Source organism: Cetobacterium sp. ZWU0022 (genome assembly GCF_000800875.1).
Lineage (GTDB): Bacteria > Fusobacteriota > Fusobacteriia > Fusobacteriales > Fusobacteriaceae > Cetobacterium_A.
Genome location: NZ_JRJZ01000191.1, coordinates 16,252 through 35,710, shown reverse-complemented (window position 1 = coordinate 35,710; position 19,459 = coordinate 16,252). Strand labels below are relative to the sequence as shown.

17 protein-coding genes are annotated in these 19,459 nt (G+C 32.9%); 6 read left to right on the top strand and 11 right to left on the bottom strand.

Annotated features, from left to right (window positions below; genetic code table 11):
* Position 1 precedes the first annotated feature (1 nt).
* The 7 genes from L988_RS12880 to L988_RS12850 all read right to left on the bottom strand — a co-directional run bounded on the left by L988_RS12880 (position 2) and on the right by L988_RS12850 (position 7,872).
* Positions 2-1,606, bottom strand: a complete 1,605-nt coding sequence (locus L988_RS12880; RefSeq protein WP_047384865.1) for a mannitol dehydrogenase family protein — start codon at positions 1,604-1,606, stop codon at positions 2-4.
* A gap of 26 nt (positions 1,607-1,632) precedes the next feature.
* Complete coding sequence (gene uxuA, locus L988_RS12875; protein WP_047384863.1) at positions 1,633-2,679, bottom strand: mannonate dehydratase; 1,047 nt, start codon at positions 2,677-2,679, stop codon at positions 1,633-1,635.
* Positions 2,680-2,709: 30 nt separating this feature from the next.
* The gene (gene uxaC, locus L988_RS12870) at positions 2,710-4,113 is read right to left on the bottom strand and encodes a glucuronate isomerase (protein ID WP_047384860.1); all 1,404 of its coding nucleotides are present in this window, start codon (positions 4,111-4,113) and stop codon (positions 2,710-2,712) included.
* Positions 4,114-4,300: 187 nt separating this feature from the next.
* The gene (locus L988_RS12865) at positions 4,301-4,996 is read right to left on the bottom strand and encodes a GntR family transcriptional regulator (protein ID WP_047384858.1); all 696 of its coding nucleotides are present in this window, start codon (positions 4,994-4,996) and stop codon (positions 4,301-4,303) included.
* 83 nt (positions 4,997-5,079) lie between these two features.
* Positions 5,080-6,360, bottom strand: coding sequence for a TRAP transporter large permease (locus L988_RS12860; RefSeq protein WP_047384857.1), 1,281 nt, complete (start codon positions 6,358-6,360; stop codon positions 5,080-5,082).
* Complete coding sequence (locus L988_RS12855) at positions 6,360-6,890, bottom strand: TRAP transporter small permease (RefSeq protein WP_047384855.1); 531 nt, start codon at positions 6,888-6,890, stop codon at positions 6,360-6,362. The genes L988_RS12860 and L988_RS12855 overlap by 1 nt, the downstream gene beginning before the upstream one ends.
* Positions 6,891-6,894: 4 nt before the next feature.
* On the bottom strand, positions 6,895-7,872 hold the full coding sequence (locus L988_RS12850) for a TRAP transporter substrate-binding protein (RefSeq protein WP_156111973.1): 978 nt from the start codon (positions 7,870-7,872) through the stop codon (positions 6,895-6,897).
* A gap of 204 nt (positions 7,873-8,076) precedes the next feature.
* On the opposite strand from L988_RS12850, the gene L988_RS12845 reads away from it, so the two are divergent.
* Positions 8,077-9,492: a hypothetical protein gene (locus L988_RS12845; protein ID WP_047384853.1), complete on the top strand. Its 1,416-nt coding sequence runs from the start codon at positions 8,077-8,079 to the stop codon at positions 9,490-9,492.
* A 39-nt stretch (positions 9,493-9,531) separates the two neighbouring features.
* Here L988_RS12845 and L988_RS12840 read toward each other — a convergent pair whose 3' ends face one another.
* The 3 genes from L988_RS12840 to L988_RS12830 all read right to left on the bottom strand — a co-directional run bounded on the left by L988_RS12840 (position 9,532) and on the right by L988_RS12830 (position 12,057).
* Positions 9,532-10,374, bottom strand: coding sequence for an Rpn family recombination-promoting nuclease/putative transposase (locus L988_RS12840; RefSeq protein ID WP_047384851.1), 843 nt, complete (start codon positions 10,372-10,374; stop codon positions 9,532-9,534).
* 141 nt (positions 10,375-10,515) lie between these two features.
* Positions 10,516-11,268: a transporter substrate-binding domain-containing protein gene (locus L988_RS12835; RefSeq protein ID WP_231549851.1), complete on the bottom strand. Its 753-nt coding sequence runs from the start codon at positions 11,266-11,268 to the stop codon at positions 10,516-10,518.
* Between the two features lie 18 nt (positions 11,269-11,286).
* Positions 11,287-12,057, bottom strand: a complete 771-nt coding sequence (locus L988_RS12830; protein ID WP_047384848.1) for a MetQ/NlpA family ABC transporter substrate-binding protein — start codon at positions 12,055-12,057, stop codon at positions 11,287-11,289.
* Between the two features lie 176 nt (positions 12,058-12,233).
* On the opposite strand from L988_RS12830, the gene L988_RS12825 reads away from it, so the two are divergent.
* The 3 genes from L988_RS12825 (at position 12,234) to L988_RS12815 (ending at position 15,611) form a co-directional block, all read left to right on the top strand.
* Positions 12,234-13,268 (top strand): iron-containing alcohol dehydrogenase family protein, encoded by a 1,035-nt coding sequence (locus tag L988_RS12825; protein WP_052191859.1) that lies wholly within the window; start codon positions 12,234-12,236, stop codon positions 13,266-13,268.
* Between the two features lie 11 nt (positions 13,269-13,279).
* Positions 13,280-14,425, top strand: coding sequence for an aminotransferase class I/II-fold pyridoxal phosphate-dependent enzyme (locus tag L988_RS12820; protein WP_047384846.1), 1,146 nt, complete (start codon positions 13,280-13,282; stop codon positions 14,423-14,425).
* Between the two features lie 442 nt (positions 14,426-14,867).
* Positions 14,868-15,611, top strand: a complete 744-nt coding sequence (locus tag L988_RS12815; protein ID WP_047384845.1) for a MipA/OmpV family protein — start codon at positions 14,868-14,870, stop codon at positions 15,609-15,611.
* 81 nt (positions 15,612-15,692) lie between these two features.
* On the opposite strand, the gene L988_RS12810 is transcribed toward L988_RS12815, so the two are convergent.
* Entirely contained in the window at positions 15,693-16,280 is a 588-nt protein-coding gene (locus tag L988_RS12810) for a sigma-70 family RNA polymerase sigma factor (RefSeq protein WP_047384843.1), read from the bottom strand.
* A gap of 307 nt (positions 16,281-16,587) precedes the next feature.
* Here L988_RS12810 and L988_RS12805 point away from each other — a divergent pair, with 307 nt between their 5' ends.
* Positions 16,588-18,102, top strand: a complete 1,515-nt coding sequence (locus L988_RS12805; protein ID WP_047384841.1) for an ABC transporter substrate-binding protein — start codon at positions 16,588-16,590, stop codon at positions 18,100-18,102.
* A 111-nt stretch (positions 18,103-18,213) separates the two neighbouring features.
* Positions 18,214-19,452, top strand: coding sequence for a TolC family protein (locus L988_RS12800; RefSeq protein ID WP_047384839.1), 1,239 nt, complete (start codon positions 18,214-18,216; stop codon positions 19,450-19,452).
* Positions 19,453-19,459 lie beyond the last annotated feature (7 nt).

The window sequence follows — 19,459 nt, the reverse complement described above, 5'->3', positions numbered from 1 at the left end:
TTTATTTTACTTCTAAACACTTGTGTAAAGTGTTTCTAACTGCATCCTCCCCAGATAACATTTCCACAAAGTAATTCTCTATTAATTCTGAAAGACCAACCTCTTCTAAATTTACTCCAAATATTCTTTCATTTGTAAGTACATTTTTCAGTTGTCCAGTATAAGTTTCTGGTTTTCCAAACTCGATTCCACTTAATTCATTTTTAAGCATCTCTAACATTGGATCGCTACTAATTGATCTTTCTAATCCTTTATCATCTACCCCTAAAAGATATCTAAACCATCCAGCTAAAACTAGCGGGATATATTTTAATGATTTAACATCTAAAGTTTCGTCAGCCATATATGACTTTATAGTCTCTCCAAATCTGATAGCTATCTTTTGAGAAGTATCTGTAGCTATTCTTTCTGGTTGATCTGGAATATATGGGTTTAAGAATCTTTCGTTTATAACCTCATCTATGAAGGCTTTTGGATCGATTATTCCTGGGCTTTCAACAACTGGTAAAGCTTCGTTATAACCAACCTCTTTTATTAATCTGTTTAAATCCTCATCACTTGCAGTATCGTAGATTGATTTCTTATTTAGAATACATCCGAATATTGCTAGTGTTGTATGTAGTGGGTTTAAACAAGTTGTAACTTTCATTTTCTCTGTCTTTTCAACAGTTTCTCTATCTGTTAAGAACACTCCTGCTTCTTCTAGCTTTGGTCTTCCATTAGGGAACTTATCCTCAACTATGAAGTACTCAGGAATCTCAGCATTAACAAAAGGAGCTACGAAACTATTTCTATTTGTGATAACTGGTGACATATCTTCAAACCCTAGGTTCTCAAGAGCTACTTTTACCTCTTCAGCTGGTCTTGGAGTTATCTTATCTATCATAGTTACAGGATAAGCAACCTTAGATTCATCTTTTAAGTAAGTTAAGAACTCAGTCTCAATTCCACCGTTAGTGTTCCAAGCTGTAGCTATCTCTAAAACAGCTTCTCTTATCTTGTCTCCGTTTCCAGAGCAGTTATCCATACTAACTAAACTTATTGGAGCTCCATTAGTTTTGAATCTTGAATAAAGTAATCTTGTAATTAAAGTCATCACATGTTTTGGAGAGTGGAATCCATTTTTGAAATCTTCTAAAATAACACCGAAGTAGTTTCCTGCTGGGTCCTTTAAGTTATATCCTTTTTCAGTTATTGTGAAACTTACCATTTGTAATGATGGATTGTTTACAATAGCCTCTAAAGCTGCGAAGTTTTGAGTTGTAGCTTCTATTGACTCTACAATACTTCCTAAAATCTCATTTTTGAAATCTCCATTTTTGTTTAACGTCGTTAAGATAGTTAAGTTATCAAATGGTGTATAAGCTTTCTCGATAATCTCTGTATCGAAACTTTCTGCTACAATAATCCCTGTGTTCTCTAGATTTTTTTCAATTAAAACTTGTGCTACTTTCCCCATGTATGCTCTAAAGATGTTTCCAGCACCAAAGTGTAACCACTTTGGAGTTTTTAATGTGTCCTCTTTTACTTTTTCAATATCATATTTTGGTACGATTACCCCTAATGAACCATCTATGTTTTTTATATCCTTTAAGTTTAATTTCATGTCATATCTCCTTTTGTTAATAAATGTTACTTTAACTTAGAAAGAGTTTCCCAGATTCCAGTGATATAACTTGCTCCAAGAGCTCTGTCATATAATCCGTATCCTGGTTTTCCTGTTTCTCCCCAAATCATTCTTCCGTGATCTGGTCTTAAATATCCTGTGAAGTTGTTCTTATGAAGTGCTTTCATAATATCAACGATGTCTAATGATCCACATCCTGAGTAGTGAGCTGACTCTTCGAAGCTTACACCATCTTCAAGAAGCTTTACGTTTCTTACATGCATGAAGTGAATTCTTCCCATTGCACTGTACTTATCTACTAATTTCTCCATGTTGTTGAAGTTAGCACATCCTAAAGACCCTGTACAAAGAGTTAATCCGTTGTTTTTGCTATCTACGATGTTTAATAATCTATCGATGCTCTCCTCAGAAGTTATGATTCTTGGAAGACCGAAGATTGGCCAAGGTGGATCGTCCGGGTGGATACCCATATCAACATCCGCTTCCTCAGCAACTGGAATGATCTCTTTTAAGAAGTACTCTAGGTTAGCCCATAACCCTTCTGTTCCGATACTCTTATATCCAGCGAATAACTCAGCTAATTGCTCTTTTGTGTAACTTGAATCCCATCCAGGTAAAGATAGGTTGCTGTTTAATGGATCTAATGCATCAACTTGGTCTTTGTAATAAACAAGAGTTGTTGATCCATCCTCTAACTCTTTATCTAACTGTGATCTAGTCCAGTCAAATACTGGCATAAAGTTGTAGCATATAACTTTAACTCCAGCAGCTCCTAAGTTTCTTATGTTTTGCTTGTAGTTTTCGATTAACTCATCTCTTCTTCCGATACCTAATTTGATATCCTCATGAACAGGAACGCTCTCTATAACATCAAACTTTAATCCAGCTTTCTCAACTGTTTCCTTTAAAGCTAATATTTTCTCCATTGGCCAAACCTCTCCAACTGGAACGTCGTATATAGCTGTTACGATGCTATCCATTGTAGGGATTTGCTTTATATATTCCAGTTTAACTGGATCGTTTTCTCCATACCATCTAAATGATAATTTCACTTTTGCCTCCTTAAAATATCTATATATTAATTAAATTTCTAACTTAAAATAGTTCTTTGCATTGATGAAGCATATCTCTTCTATCATAGCTTTTAAAATCTCCTCATCATATGGAACCTCTCCATCCTCTACCCAAGTTCCTACAAGGTTACAAAGTATTCTTCTGAAATACTCATGTCTTGTATAAGATAGGAAACTTCTTGAGTCTGTTAGCATTCCTACAAATCTTCTTAAAAGTCCAAGTTGAGATAGAGCTGTCATTTGACGAATCATTCCATCCTTTTGGTCATTAAACCACCATCCAGATCCGAATTGAATCTTTCCTGGAGTATCACTATTTTGGAAGTTTCCAATCATCGTTCCAAGAACTTCATTATCCTTTGGATTTAAACAGTAAAGAATTGTCTTTGGAAGCTCTCCATTTACATCTAAGCTGTTTAATAACTTTGATAGTACCTCTCCATAGTTATTATCTGCTATTGAATCAAACCCTACGTCTGCTCCTAATCTCTTGAACATTCTTTCGTTGTTGTTTCTAAGAGCACCCATATGTAGTTGCATTCCTAAATCATTTTTGTAGTAGATTTTTCCAAGTGCTAGGAATATCTCAGTTTTATAGATATCCGCTTCCTCTTTAGTTAGCTTTTCATCAGCTAATCTCTTCTTGAAAATCTCTTCGATTTTATTTTCTGTATCTCTAGTGAAGAATGGTGCTTCTAAGCTGTGGTCTGTTACTAGACATCCATTAGCCTTAAAGTATTCTACTCTAGTTTCTAACACTGCTACTAATTTTTTGAAAGAGTCTATCTTTTCATTTGATACACTCTCTAATTTGCTAAGCCAAATTAGGTAATCCTCTTTCTCTAGGTAGATAGCCTTATCAGGTCTAAACGTTGGAAGAACTTTAACTTTGAAGTTCTCATCTTTTAAAATCTCTTGGTGGTACTCTAATGTATCGATTGGATCATCAGTTGTACAAAGAGCTTTTACGTTTGATCTTTCAATCAACTTTTTTGCTCTGAACTCCTCTGTTTTTAAAAGTTCATTTGCTTTGTTCCAGATAGCCTCTGCTGTCTTTCTATTTAAAACTTCCTCTATTCCGAAGTATCTTTTTAACTCTAGGTGTGACCAGTGGAAAAGTGGATTTCCGTAAGCATACTCCATCGTCTCTGCAAAAGCTAAGAACTTCTCAAAGTCAGTTGCATCTCCTGTTATATACTTTTCATCTATTCCATTACTTCTCATAGCTCTCCACTTGTAGTGGTCTCCGTATAACCAGATCTGTGTTATATTTTCATAGCTTTTATTTTCTGCTATCTCCTTTGGATTAAGGTGACAGTGATAATCAAATATTGGCATTTTCTCTGCATATTCATATAACTTTTTACTAACATCGCTTTTTAATAAAAAGTCTGAGTCCATAAATTTTCTCATCCGCAACTCCTTTTAAACTTTTGTATTAGTTGTATGCAAGTATGATAACTAGTTTTTTTTATTTTGTCAACAAAAACTTTTGTTCTAATTCCAAACTTTACTGTTCGTTTTAAAATAAAAGACACCTAAAAACTCAGATTTTTCAATCAAATTTCAGGTGTCTTTAATTATTTATTTTTTTTATTTTTTACTTATCACAAAAATATTCTGGATATTTTTGCTCATATTTTTTTATCATATCTTTATAGTTTAAAAGATGTTTCTCAACTGAGCACTCTATCTTCTCTATATTTTTTGATTTGATTAACTCTACAATATCTATATGCTGGTCTAAAGTTGCTTTAATGTTTGTCTTCTCTAAAGCATCTAAAAGTCTAAGTCTATCATAGTGTGTCGAAAGTCTCTTTATAGCTTTCCAACTATTCTTTTTATTGTAGTGGTCAAACAGAATATAATGAAACTCATTATCTAATGTAAAGAACTCATGAAGATCCTCATTAAAATTTAGAACTATCTTTTGATACTCTATATTTTTCTCTAACTTACTTATCAATTCATCTACATTTTTATCTTGGCAAGCCATTTTCAAAATTCTACTCTCACATGTCTCTCTTACAAATATCGCTTCGCCAACCAAATTCAGATTGATCTTTGATACGAACGATCCCTTCTGTGGGAAAACCTCTAAAAGCTTCTCCTCTATCAATTGAACTATCGCTTCTCTAAGGGGTGTTCTACTAACATTTAAAACCTTACTTAACTCTATCTCTCCTATAGACTCTCCAGGTTTTAAGTTTAAATTCATTATGTTCTCTCTAAGGACTCTATATATATACTGCCTAGTATTCTCCTTTGATTTTTTTATAACTCCTTCTAATGCCATTTTCTCTTTCTCCCGTCATCTATATTTTCATAATATTATAACAGGAATCTTTGATGTATGCTAGTCATATAATAAAATATAATCTATTTCATTAAAAAGTTAGGTAACCACAATGTTAAAGCTGGAATAAAAGTCAAACACACTAAATATATAAACAGCATACAATAAAAGGGTTTTAATGATTTCGCTATCTTCTCTATCGATATCCCCGCTATTGAACACCCCACAAAAAGTGTCGATCCAACTGGTGGCGTTATCAGACCAATTCCTAAATTTAGCATCATTATTATCCCAAACTGTATTGGATCTACTCCTACCCTTGTTACAACAGGAAGAAGTATCGGTGTCGCTATCAAAATAAGTGGTGCCATATCCATTATCATTCCTAGCATCAAAAGAATCAGATTAACAAGAAGAAGAATTGCAATCTTATTATCTGTGATTCCTATCAAAGTATTTGTTATAGCTTGTGGAACTTTTAAATATGCCATCATATATGCAAATGCACTTGAAGTTGCTATAACAGCCATAACCATTGATAAAGTTTTCAAAGTATTTATCAAAACTTTTTTAAACTCAACTATGCTTACTTCACGGTATACAAAATATGTTATTATAAATGCATATATCGCTGCTACAGCTGCTGATTCAGTAGCCGTAAATATTCCAAAGATTACTCCTCCCATTATAATAACTGCTGTCATAAGTCCTAAAAAACTATCCTTTACTATCTCTAAAGATTTTTTCAATCCTATCTTCTCACCTTTCGGATAATCCCTTTTCACCGCAAGAAAATAACTTAAAGCCATCAAAGATATTCCCAACAAAACTCCTGGAACAATCCCTCCTAAGAAAAGTTTTCCTATTGAAACTCCTCCAGCCGCTACAGAATATATAATCATATTGTGACTCGGAGGTATTATAACCCCCTGAGTTGAAGAAGTGATTGTAACATTAACTGCATAATCTTTATCATAACCTTGTTTTTCCATCATCGGAATCATTATTGTTCCAATCGAAGAGGTATCTGCTACAGAGGACCCAGATATTCCACCGAAAAACATACTCGAAAGTATGTTTACCATAGCTAAACCACCTCTAACTCTTCCCACTATGACATTTGAAAAATCTATAAGTCTTCTTGAGATTCCACCCTGCCCCATTATCTCTCCTGCTAAAATAAAAAATGGAATCGCCATCAACGAAAAACTTTTCACTCCCTCAACCATCTTTTGTGCTATTACCATCGTAGGAATACCCAGATAAAGAGCTGTCAACGTTGCTGATAGTCCAAGTGCAAAAGCTATAGGTAACTTTATAATTAAAAATAGAAATAATGAACCTATAAGTATAAATACCTCCATCAAATCACCTCCTCCATCTCGACATCTTCATTTTTGATATCCTCTATCTTTTCAACTCTACTCCTAACTAACTCCTTCATCAATTTTACAAATGAGAAAGCTACTATGAAAAAACCACTTATTGGTACAACTAAATATAAAACTGCTGTCGGAACTCCCAAAGATGGAATTGTTGAGTACATAGCCATCTGCGTTAACATAGCTCCTCTTGTCATAAGAATATATCCAAATATTATAACCAAAACCTCATTCACTATATAAATAACTTTTCTTTTTCTCTCTGTTAAAATATTTACGAAAAACTCTATACTCAAATGTATTCCTCTTTTTACGCCTATTCCTATCCCTAAGAAAGAGAACCAAACCATAAATATAAGAGCTATATCCTCAGACCACTTCGGTGTAAAATTTAAAAAATATCTACAGAATATCTGACTTCCTATAACTATAACCATCCCTATTAGCAACAACAAAGCTATCATTTCGATAACCCTCTCCAAAAAATCAAGCACTCTTTCTATAAATCTCATGGGATTACTCCTTTATTATTTGATCTATCTCTTCAGACTGTCCTTTTGCAAATTTATCATAAAGATGTTTTACTGCATCTTGGAACTCTTGTTTCTCCTCTGCTGTTAATTCAACAATTTCAACTCCTGCTGCCTTTATCTTGTTCATTGATCTCTCTTCTCTCTCTTTCCAGAACTCTCTTTGCTTTATAGCAGCATCTTTTGCAGCTTCTTTTATTAACTTCTGATCATCTTTCGAAAGTGAATTAAACTTTTTATTATTTATTATTAACATCTCAGGAACTCTTGTATGAGCGTCTAAAGTATAGTGTTTTGCAACTTCAAAGTGCCCTGTTGAATCGTAGCTCGGTGTATTATTTTCTGCTCCATCTATAACGCCTGTTTGAAGTGCTCCATAAACTTCCCCAAATGCCATTGGAGTTGCCGAAGCTCCTAATGCTTCAATAAGTCCCATCATAAGAGCACTCTCTTGAACTCTAATTTTTAATCCTTTCATATCACTCACGTTTCTTACTGCTCTTTTAGAGTTATAAAAGTTTCTTGCTCCTGAATCAAACCAAGATAATCCCAACAAATTATTTCTTGTAAGTGACTCTAAATACTTATCTCCTAACTGTCCATCTAAAACTTTAAACATATGTACATCATCTCTATAAAGATATGGAAGCATTAAAACATTCAATTTATCATTATACCTTGTAAGTGGTGATATGCTTGTTCTTATCATATCAATCGCTCCAAATTGAACTTGCTCAATCGTATTCTCCTCTGACCCTAGTTGTCCTCCTGAGTAAACCTCAACTTTTATTTTTCCATTACTTCTTTCATTTACTAATCTAGCAAACTCTTTATCTCCAAGTACTGTTGGATAATCATCTGCATGATTATCTGCAAGTTTCAAAATAATATCTGCTCCTAAAGCTAAATTCCCCATTACAATTCCTAAAAATAAAACTTTTTTCAATAAATTTTTACCTCTCATAAAAACCTCCTATAAAGTTGTATCCTAGTACTCTAAATTGACAAGTATTAATACGATATATACAATATACAATCAATATTTGTCAAATTTTTTTGTTAATTGACCTTGTGAAAAAATTAATTCCACAGATGAAATAATTTTTTTGACTTACTACGATTCTAAAGTTATAATGTTAAGAGAAGTATATTGAAGAGGTGATGCTTAATGAATAACACAGCTGCTAATATTTTAAAGATTCTATCTCAGAGCGAGATGTCAATAGAAGATATGCACCTGTATTTAAGAGTAGAAAAAAGTTCAATTTTGAAAACGATTACGCAAATTAACGATTTTTTAGTTTCACTTAACTTACCCATAATAGAGAAAGAGGATACAACTTTTACACTCCCTTTATCTAAAGATCAGTGGCGAACTCTCTTTAAAAATTTTAATATTTTAACGTCTGAAGAGAAAATCGATTACCTTTATATCAAATTTATCGCTTACGGTTTTCTTAACTTAGAGAAAGAAGCAGAGTTTCTAGATATCTCTAGAAGTACTATTCTTAGATGTTTTCAAACTGTAAAAGAGGAGTTCTCTAAAAATGGATCTAACTATGAATACCTACATGGAAAAGGTCTATCATTGACAGAGTTAAGTAATCTAGATAAACATCTTTTTTATAAAAAGGTCATGAAGCTATTTATTGAAGAGGATATTCTCGTTCCTCCTCTTAAAACTTTACTAAAAAGTATAAAAAAATTCGATACTAAAGTTAGATTGAGTCAACTTTATCCTATACTTAAACACGTAAAAATATCTATCAACTATTTTTTACTATCATTTATTTGCTCTTTAGAAGTTTGCACAGACCTATTCGATGGTTTAAACTTCCAAAAAGATAGATATAGAGGAACAAAAGAGTTTAAAGAACTGACTGCACTAATCAACAAGTATGGAAAAGATTTTACTCCTAAGTACAAAGAGGAACTAGCCTTTTTCCTAAGTGCTTTAAATAACAACGATAATATTTTAGAAGATAATCTAAGAGATAAAACTCTAGACTTTATGAGTGATTTAAAAGAGCAATTTGGAATTAAATTCTTAAATCCTGATTTAGAAAAAATGCTCTTTAGCAAACTTTATCTTTCTTTCTTTAAATTTGAAAACAAAATCTTAAAACTTAAAAGTGTGAGATTTGACAAAACACAAAAAATTATTTTACATAAATTAGAAACTATACTTTCTGAGCACTCTTGTGATTTATATCTAATAGATAAGTTTGCAATTATTTTTGTTCTTCGAAGAGCATTGATAGAGGAAAATTTTACAAATATAAAAAATGTACTACTTCTTTTTAATGAAGTAAGTGCTAGCGATCACAACGTATTCAAAAAAACATTAGCAAAATTAGTTCCTCATGTCAATTTTGAACTAGAAGCAACTTTTTTCCATAAAAAAAATATTATAGCAAAGTATGAGAAATACGACCTTATCATCAGTGATGAAAAGATCAACTCTGATGTTATAGTTATTGATTTTTACAACAGTTCTAAGGTCCATGACATCATAGAAAAAAAAGCTTTCGAAATAGGAGTTAATAAACTCAATGCTATTAATACAGCTACAAAATATTTATAAATAAAAAACTCCTTAAAAATCTAAGGAGTTTTTTCTAATTTACTTCAATAACTCTATCTCTTCTATACTTAATCCTGTTATACCTGATATTATTTCAGAGCTCAATCCATTTTTAAGAGCTGTTTTAGCTATTTCTAATTTCGCCACCTTCTCTCCTTCGGCTCTACCTCTAACTACGCCTTTATCTTCGGCTTCTAAAAGAGCATTCATTCTTTCACTCATAGCATTTTGACGCAGTCTATAATACTCCGCTTCTTTCGGGTCTCTACTCATTCTTGCTAATTCTATTTTAGCTTCGTGAAGCTCTACTACCCTACTCTCTAACTCTATTATTTTTTCATCATTTGGATCATTTATAAATCCTGTCCAAACACTCAAAAGATCGTCTGGATCTATCTCTTTCATTTTAGGTAACTCTATAAAATGAAGCTCTATAACATCTGTTAACACATCATTATTTTTATCATTTTTCAAAACATACTTATTATGGTAATTTTCTTCTGCCAGTAAATTAAAATCCAACACATTTACACACACTGTTCTTGGAAGTTCACTGTATCTACTCTTTCCACCGTACTCTCCTGAAAAAGCTTTTGACCAATAGTAAAGACTACGTTTTATCATATTTTTTTCATCAGCTCTTTGCATCTCAATGTTTATTATCTCACCTTTATCTGTTTTAGCTAAAATATCCAACCTTGAAAAACTATCCTCTATATACTCTTTTGTCAATTCACTATTTTTTATTTGAACACTCACTATTGGACTCTCTGGTTTAATGCAAGCATTCAAAAAAGATATCAATATTTTGGGATGCTTCTCTGATCCAAACAAATTCTTAAATATATAATCTACCTTCGGTTTGAATAAAACTGTACACATACTATCACATCCTTTTTTTAATATATTATACCATATTCTAAAGATCTCATCAAAAAAGAGATGATCTAAAATTCTATATTTATAAGTAAAAAATAACAAAAATGAGAGTCATTATCTGGCTCTCATTTTTCATTTTTCACTCTAATTTACATTATATTTCTTTTTCAGGTTCTCAATCGTTCCATCTTTTATAAGCTCTAAAAGAGCTGCATTTATTTTGTCATAATCCTTATCATCTTTTGATAGAGCAATAGCTTTTGGTTCCCCCTCCAAAACACCAACTAAAGATAGTTCTGAATTATTTTTTACATACTCATAAGCCACGCTTTCATCTAAAACAATCCCATCGATCTGATTATTTTTTAGTGCTAATAGTGCCGATGTATTATTTTGATATGGAACCACTGTTGTTCCTGCTATCGATTTTGCTGTAGCTTCTTTTGTTGTTCCTAACTCTGCTCCATACTTTTTATTTTCTAAGTCGTCCATACCCTTGATTGGAGCAGTCTTATTTGTTATAATTGCCACATTTGATGTCAAATACGGATCTGTGAAATGAACCATCTTAGCTCTTTCTGGAGTTATACTCATTCCAGCTATAACGACATCTATCTTTCCAGTTTGAAGTGCTGATATAAGTCCACCAAACTCCATGTTTGCCCACTTATATTGATAACCCAACTTCTGAAATATAGCTTCTATTATATCTGGGTCTAATCCTACAATTTTCCCGTTTTCTAAATACTCAAACGGAGGATATTCAGCATTCGTTCCTATAACGAAAACTCTCTCAGCCTTTGCTGTCTCTTTTTTTCCTCCACAACTAAACATAATAAGTCCAATCAATACTAAAAAAATCCCCTTCATAACCTTTTTCATTTTTAAAATTTTCATAGTGACCTCCTAAAGAATTTAAAATAGCGGTATAATTCCACCTTGATACTTTTCTAATATGAACGTTCTAACCCTGTCACTCCTTAGAACTTTCATTAGAATTGCTATCTCCTCTTTATTTTCGTCACCCTTTCTAACCGCTACCACATTCCCGTAAGCACTCTCCGTTCCCTCTACGATAAGAGAGTCCTCTTGAGGTGAAAGCCCCGCATCTAAAGCGTAGTTGCAATTGATGATAGCTAAATCTACATCATCTAAAGCTCTTGGTAGCTGAGCTGCTTGCAGCGAAACAATCTTTAATTTTTTTGGATTTTCTACAATATCAAACTCAGTAGCCATTAAATCCGTCGGATCAGATAACTTGATCACTCCGTTGTTATGAAGTAAAATCAGTGCTCTTCCTCCATTTGTTGGATCATTTGGTATAGCTACTTTATCCCCTGTTTTCAGTTCTTCTACTGATTTGTACTTTTTCGAATACCCTCCTAGTGGTGGTACATAGATATCCTCTAAAGGTACTAAATCCAATTTTTTCTCTTTCATAAAGTTAGCTAAATAGGGTTTGTGTTGGAAGAAGTTAGCGTCTAAAGATCCATCTGCCAAGGCTAAATTCGGCATTATATAATCCGTAAACTCTACAATCTCTATATCTAATCCCTCTTTTGCTAAATCCCCCTTTATTTCATTTAGTATCTCCCCCGCTGGAATTGGAGTAGCTCCAATTTTAAACACATCTTTTCCCAAAGCTAAATTTGAAACTAAACAAAATAGTAATAGTGCTCTTTTCATGAAACCGCCCCCTCAATCAATGTTTAGAAAATGATAATCATTTTCTGCTCTTTTGTCAATCTTTTTTTCATTTTATTTTTTAAAAAAAATATTTTTTTATTTTTTCTTTTACATATGCCAAGTTTTGTGATATAACTATCTAAATTTTATTTTTATTTTTTGGGGAGGTAATAGTTATGATTTTAACAGATGTATATATGGAAAGTTCTATTTGGAAGAGCCTTGCTGAAGAGATTAAAGATTATAAAAACATCTTAGTTATCCACGGTACTAAATCTTTAGAAGCTGTAAAACAAGATTTATTCAAAATTTTATCAAACAAAGATTTTAGCTTTTTTCATTATGGCGATGAGTGCTCTTACTCTTTTCTAGACTATAATTTACATGATCTAGAAAAGAACAACTACGACCTTATCATTGGAATCGGAGGTGGAAAGGCTATCGATCTTTCAAAACTTTTGATGGATAAGCTAGATATTCCTCTTTTCACAGTTCCAACAATCGCTTCTACTTGTGCTGCGGTTTCATATATCTCTGTGATGTATCATGAGAATCACGTTTTCCAAGAGTTATATTTCTTGAAAAGACCACCCCACAAAACATTTATAAATCTTGAAACTATTTTAAATGCGCCAAAGAGATATCTATGGGCAGGGATTGGAGACACTCTTGCCAAGTACTACGAGATGAATATGAAGGCCGAGGGACAAAGACTTAACTTCAATACAACGATGGGTGAAAAACTCTCTCTTCTTTGTAAAGAATCTATGCTCAATTACGGTGCCTCTGCTCTTTTAGCCACAGAGGTCACTCAGGATTTCGAAGAGGTCGCTGGAGTTATTCTAGTTACAACAGGTATGGTTTCAAACCTTATCGATTTTAAATACAATGGAGCTTTGGCTCACTCTATATTTGATTCTCTCACTCAGATTAAAAGAGTCGAAGAGGAACATCTTCACGGTGAGGTTGTAGCCTTTGGAATTTTGGTTCAATTGGAACTAGAAAAAAAATTCGACGAATTGGAAAGATTAAAAACATTCTATAAAAATATAAAACTTCCAACTGATTTAAATGAAGTTGTTATCAGAGAGGAGTATTTAGAGAAAAAAGAGCTTGTCATTGGAAAAATTTTAGATTCAGCTGCTTACTCTGATATCCCTTTAAATTTCACTAGAGATGAGTTTATTGCTATTTTAGAAAAAAATATATAAGGAGAAAACATATGAGTGGAGATAAATTTTTAGCAAAGAGATTTCAAAATAAACAGGAAACAACTTTCAAATCTATCGACGGACCTGAAAAAGCAAAAATTATCAACTTAGGAATTGGTGACTTAGATGTGCATACTCATGAAATTGTTATAAATGCAGCTTTTAAAGATACTCTAAACGGTCATACTCACTACACAGACCCACTTGGAGATTTAGAACTTCGAAATGAGATTATAAAATATCATAGAGATGAATTCACTAACTACAACATAGCTCAGGATGAGATTATCGTTTTATCTGGAGCTTGCCACGGAATGTATCTAGCTCTTCAAGCCACTTTAAATCCTGAGGATGAAGTTATCATCTTAGCTCCTTTCTTCCCTGTATATGTGGATCAGATTGAAGAGGCAAAAGGGATTCCTGTGATTGTTCACACAACTATTGAGAATGGCTATCAAATTGTTAAATCAGATTTAGAAAAAGCTATAACACCTAAAACAAAAGGGATTATTATAAATACGCCCTCAAATCCAACTGGCGTTTGTTACTCAAAAGAGAGCTTAGAGATTGTTGCTAATCTTGCAAAAACATATGACCTTTTAGTCTATGCAGATGATATCTATGATTTTTATGATTATTCAAACTCATTCCTTCCTATAGCTAGTTTAGATGGAATGAGTGAAAGAACAATCTCAATCTGTAGCTTCTCTAAGAACTTTGCTATGACTGGTTGGAGAGTTGGTTACAATATAGGACCGAGTGCTATCATAGATACAATTAGAAAACTAAATGAGGTTATTGTCTATAGCGCATCCTCTGTTTCTCAAAGAGCTGCCCTTGCCGCTCTTCAAAATAGAGACCTTATTAAAGAGAGTATTGTTCCTCTATATAGAGATAGAGTTCAATACTCACTAGATAGAATCAATAACATAAAAGGATTAAAGGCCTTCCCACCAGAGGGTGGAATCTACATCTTTGTGGATATAAGTGAAACTAATATGAACTCAATCGAGTACTCTAACTACCTTTTCGAAAATCTAGGAATCAAAGTTATCCCTGGAAAACCATTTGGTGATGATAAAGCAATTAGAATAGCTTGTTCAAACCCTTTAGAGACTTTAAAAGAGGCGTTTGATCGAATAGAGTCCATCTCTTAATCTATTTGAAAAACAATACCTTTTTCTCTAAATTTTTTATAGATGCTTTTGACTTTTTGAAAAAGATAATGTATAATTTGTACATAAACGAATATAAGCTAATGTTGATTTAAACATTGTAGGAAGAGTTGGAAGTCGGAAACCAACTCTTTTCTATTTTTTGGAATTATGATATAATTTTACTTGTGGTTACTTACCTCTGAAAGGGGGTGTTTAAATCAAATGTTAAAACTTATATTCGTATGGATACTTTTTCTTTTACTAGTTGAAAAAGTGTACTAAGTAACCACTGAACCAAGTGCCGACTCACTTGGTTTTTTATTTTATTAAATAATCTATTTGAAAAACGATACCTTTTTTTCGTAATAAATTTCAATGTGCTGATTATCACTTTATATGGTATAATTTCACCGTAAAATTATACAATCAGGAGGGAAAAATTATGAAAAAAGTTATTCTTGGTATTTTAGCTCTTTCTTTATCTTCTATGGCTATAGCTAACGATAAAGTTGGAGTTGGATTAGGTGCTGGAGTTTCTAATAGTATCTTTAAGGGAGCTGACGACAAAGCTTACCCTGTACCACTTTTAGATATCAACTACGGTAACTTCTATGCAAAGGGTATCACAGTTGGGTACACTTTCTTTAGAGGAGAGGACCTATCATTATCAGCTTACTTAGATCCTATGGCTGGATTCGCTATTGAAGCTGAGGATATGGGTGCTGGATACAGAAATATCGACGATAGAGATACTCAAGCTATGGTTGGATTAAGAGCTGACCTTAACACTGGAATCGCTGGTATCAGAACTGGAGCAACTGTTCAATTTGGTGAGCACGGTTCAGAAGCTAAAATCAGTGCATTCAAAGCATACCCAATGGGAGAGAAGTTAGTTTTAGTTCCAAGTATCCATATGAAAGGATTCTCTGGAGACTATGCTGATTACTACTTCGGTGTTACATCTGAAGAGGCTGGAAGAAATAGATTCGATGGTTTAAGAGAGTACAAAGCTGATACAGCTTTCTCTTACGGAGCTACTTTAACAGCTGAATACAAGATGAGCGAAAAGCTTTCTCTTATCGGTATCGTAGGAGTTGAAAAGTTCTCTGATGAGATTACTGACTCTCCAATCGTTAATGACGAAGCAATTGTTTTAGCAAGTATTGGAGCTAAATACTTCTTCTAATTCAATTTAAAAAATGATAAAAGGGTGTCACAACTAAAGTGTGACACCCTTTTCTATTAATCCTTATATTTTGGTTTTACTTTATTTAGAATACTCCTCTAAGTATCCTAAAATTTTCTTTTTCACCCTTTGAATAGCATTATCTATTTTTTTAGGTGGCTCATTTAAAAGCTCTGCAATCTCAATATACTTATATTGCTTACATATATAGTAAAACACCTTTTTCTCTAAAGGAGTTAGATTTTGATTTAGAAAATCTCCAAGTAGATTTACTAGCTCTTTTCCTATCAGTATCTCCTCAGGTGAATAGTAGTTTAATGATGGTTTTGAATATTGTGCTAGATCATCTAAGTTTACATCTTTATCCCCAATTATCGATGTATTCAATTTCAAGTTCTTATTTGAGTTTGATGACTTAACCGCTGTAATAATCTGTCTTTTTATACACAGATTAGCAAAAGTACTAAAACACACCTCTCTACTTTGATCATACGATTTGATGGCCTTTATTAGACCAATATACCCCTCCTGTAACAGATCATCTATATCTCCACCTTTTATAAAAAGATGTCTACTATTTCTTAAAATATCACTCTTATACTTCAAGAAAACCTTCTCCATAGCTTCACTGTCACCATTTTTTGCCAATATTACATCTCTTTCATCCATAGTTTTGCCCCCTTAACTATACAAACGACCCAAAAAGATGAGCTTTCGCTCACTCGCCAAGATGCTAAAAATAATAAAAAAAAATTTCATTATTGTCTTATGTTAACACATTACTTTTCATTTTTAAATATTTCAATTTTTCTTTTCAAATAATAATTTTTGAAATGCATCAATTTTTTTCAAATTTTGTGATTTCGTTTTTGGTAATTTATTTTTAAATAGTTAATATATAAAAATTTAATTTGACGCTATACTTTTTTTTTGATACTATAGTTCTAATTATTAAAAAACAATAAGGGGGCGTTATATGAAAAAATTATTGAATTTTCTTTTGTTAATAGTACTTTTTGTTAGTTGTGGTAAAGAGAAAGAGGCTGAAAAAGGATCAGCAGCAGCATCTACACCAAATAAACTTATCTATACTCAAAGTAGCGAATCTGTTACTCTTCATCCACACGAAGCTACAGATGTATACTCAAGAAGAATAATATCTAACATTTTTGACAGACTTATTGAAACTGATGAATCTTTAAACATAGTGCCTGGACTAGCTGAAAGCTGGGAGCAAATCTCTCCAACTGAGTTAAAGTTCAATCTAAGAAAAGGGGTTAAATTCCAAAATGGAGAGGAGCTGACATCTGAAGATGTTAAATACACTCTTGAAAACGCTAAAAAATCAGCAAAAGTTGGAACTCTATACTCAGCTATTGAAAGTGTCGAAACTCCTGATAAATATACAGCTATTGTTAAAACAAACGGACCATCTGGTTCACTGATTCACCATTTAACACATATAACAGCATCTATTTTAAATAAAAAATATTACGAAAATACAAAGGATACTAACCACTCTCCTATGGGAACTGGAGCTTACTCATTAGTTGAGTGGAAGCCTGGATCATATATGACTTTAAAAAGAAATGACGACTACTTCAGAGGAAAGCCAGCTATTGAGATTATCGAGGTTAGACCAATTCCAGAGGAAAACAGTAGAGTTATAGCTGTTGAAACTGGAGAACACCATATAACTGGAGATATCGACTCTATCGGAAGAAAAATTCTTGGAGATAGAGAGGATGTTAGAGTTGAAGAGATCAGCTCGCTTGGAGTTGGATACCTTGGAATCAATGTTTCTAAAGGAGCTCTTCAAGATAAAAGAGTTAGACAAGCTATCGCTATGGGAATCAATAGAGACCTTATGATTGAAGCTGTTCTAGCTGGTGCTGTTGAAAAAGCTAACAGTATTTTAGGCCCTGGAGTTGTTGGATACTCAAAAGAAACTAAACCTTTTGACTACAACCCTGAAGAAGCTAAAAAACTTTTAGCTGAATCTGGTCACCAAAATTTAGAGTTAGTTCTTGCTACAAGTAACAATGAACTTAGAAAACAGATGGCTGAGATTATCCAAGCCCAATTAAAAGAGATTGGAATCAATGTAAAAATCGAGATTCTTGAATGGGCAGCCTTCCTAAATGCGACAGCTACAGGAAAATGTGATCTATTTATGTTAGGTTGGTCTAACTCATCTGGAGATGCGGACTACGGAATGGGTTCTATGCTTCATAGCTCGATGATGGGATCATCTGGAAATAGAAGTTTCTTTAACAATCCTGAGTTTGATGCGCTTTTAGACGCTGGTAAAGTTGAACTTGATCCAGTGAAAAGAGCTGCATTCTATGCAGAAGCTCAAGACATTATGAACGAAGAGGTACCTATCCTTCCAATCTACTTTATGCCTGCAAGTGCTGGTATTAGAAAAGAGGTTAAAGGGTTCGTTCAATCACCTATAAACAATCCAACTTTTTATAAACTATCATTCTAATAGATGGAGAGCTAAACACTCTCCATTTTTCTTTTTTATTCTCTTGACTCTCAACTTACTTTATAGTTTATAATTCACTATTGTGAAATAAATTTTTTAAAAGGAGATGCTATGAAAAAATATCTTTTGCTATTTTTTGCTTTCAGTATCGCCTCTTTTTCTAGAGAGTTATCCCTAGATGAATCTATTGATTTAGCTAAGAAAAATAACAGACAACTGAAAGAGAAGAAGATCAGCGTACAACAAAAAAAGCTAAATGAAAATGTAAAAATCAAAAATGCTCTGCCATCTGTTAGAGCTCAAGGAACGTACTCTGATTATGATAAATCTAGAAATCTAGATAGCTCATTCCAAAATGGAGTTTATGTATCACAATCTCTTTTCAGTGGTGGTGAGATATATTACAACGCTAAAAGCAGTAAAGCTTTAAGAGAGTTTGAAGAGAACGACTACAACGCCCAAAGTATAAACCTAACTCTTGAGGTTATACAATCTTATATCACTACTCTTCAATTGAAGAAGAGTTTAGCTGTCTACGAAGCATCTCAAAAAGAGAAAAGTGAGGAACTAAATAAAATAAAGGAGTTCTACAACTTAAGCCTTGTGGATAAAAGTGAAGTTTTAAGAATAGAAACATCACTTTATACTACTGAAACATCTATTATAAAGGTAAAGAATAGTATCACAACTCAAGAGCTTATCCTTAAAAATCTTTTAGGATTAAATATCGATGAAAATATTACACTTAAAGAGATGGAGATCACTAACTTTGGTACTGATGGTATCGACCTTGCAAAAGATATCGATTCTGCTATGAAAAATAGTACTCTTGCACAAAAGTTAGATAAAAATATCACTATAAGTGAGTATAATGCAAAGAGTACAAGAAGTACATTTTTACCTAAAGTCGATTTAGAGTATGGGTATGAATCTTTAGAGGATAGAAGCTACTCTAGAGCAAATGAGGATTGGCAATGGAAAGTTGGTGTCACAGTGAAATGGGATATATTCAACTTCGGAAGCGGAATGGATTCATATAAAGAAAGCTCTCTTGAGATCGACAAACAAAAGCTATCTAAAATCGACTCTTTAGAAACTCTAAAAAGAGAGATTACAACAGCTTACCTAGATTTGAATATGTCTAAAGAGACTATAAAAACAAATGAGAAAGCTCTGCTTACAGCGCTTGAAACATACAATATAGATAAGGAGAAGTTCAACAATAGAATCATAGATACAGTTGATTTCTTAAAAACTGAGTCTGAGTTAAGAGATGCACAGATCACTCATATAAACTCACAACTTGATTACTTCATCTACTACCAACAATACTTGTCACTATTAAAATAGGAGGATT

What these genes read in the sequence shown, in the direction of transcription:
- L988_RS12865 (WP_047384858.1), bottom strand. Translation starts at nt 4,996, where the DNA reads ATGGCATTAGAAGGAGTTATAAAAAAATCAAAGGAGAATACTAGGCAG.
- L988_RS12825 (WP_052191859.1), top strand. Translation starts at nt 12,234, where the DNA reads ATGATTTTAACAGATGTATATATGGAAAGTTCTATTTGGAAGAGCCTT.
- L988_RS12840 (WP_047384851.1), bottom strand. Translation starts at nt 10,374, where the DNA reads ATGTGTACAGTTTTATTCAAACCGAAGGTAGATTATATATTTAAGAAT.
- L988_RS12835 (WP_231549851.1), bottom strand. Translation starts at nt 11,268, where the DNA reads ATGAAAATTTTAAAAATGAAAAAGGTTATGAAGGGGATTTTTTTAGTA.
- L988_RS12850 (WP_156111973.1), bottom strand. Translation starts at nt 7,872, where the DNA reads ATGAGAGGTAAAAATTTATTGAAAAAAGTTTTATTTTTAGGAATTGTA.
- L988_RS12880 (WP_047384865.1), bottom strand. Translation starts at nt 1,606, where the DNA reads ATGAAATTAAACTTAAAGGATATAAAAAACATAGATGGTTCATTAGGG.
- L988_RS12820 (WP_047384846.1), top strand. Translation starts at nt 13,280, where the DNA reads ATGAGTGGAGATAAATTTTTAGCAAAGAGATTTCAAAATAAACAGGAA.
- L988_RS12845 (WP_047384853.1), top strand. Translation starts at nt 8,077, where the DNA reads ATGAATAACACAGCTGCTAATATTTTAAAGATTCTATCTCAGAGCGAG.
- L988_RS12800 (WP_047384839.1), top strand. Translation starts at nt 18,214, where the DNA reads ATGAAAAAATATCTTTTGCTATTTTTTGCTTTCAGTATCGCCTCTTTT.
- L988_RS12860 (WP_047384857.1), bottom strand. Translation starts at nt 6,360, where the DNA reads ATGGAGGTATTTATACTTATAGGTTCATTATTTCTATTTTTAATTATA.
- L988_RS12805 (WP_047384841.1), top strand. Translation starts at nt 16,588, where the DNA reads ATGAAAAAATTATTGAATTTTCTTTTGTTAATAGTACTTTTTGTTAGT.
- L988_RS12830 (WP_047384848.1), bottom strand. Translation starts at nt 12,057, where the DNA reads ATGAAAAGAGCACTATTACTATTTTGTTTAGTTTCAAATTTAGCTTTG.
- L988_RS12815 (WP_047384845.1), top strand. Translation starts at nt 14,868, where the DNA reads ATGAAAAAAGTTATTCTTGGTATTTTAGCTCTTTCTTTATCTTCTATG.
- L988_RS12810 (WP_047384843.1), bottom strand. Translation starts at nt 16,280, where the DNA reads ATGGATGAAAGAGATGTAATATTGGCAAAAAATGGTGACAGTGAAGCT.
- L988_RS12855 (WP_047384855.1), bottom strand. Translation starts at nt 6,890, where the DNA reads ATGAGATTTATAGAAAGAGTGCTTGATTTTTTGGAGAGGGTTATCGAA.
- uxaC (WP_047384860.1), bottom strand. Translation starts at nt 4,113, where the DNA reads ATGAGAAAATTTATGGACTCAGACTTTTTATTAAAAAGCGATGTTAGT.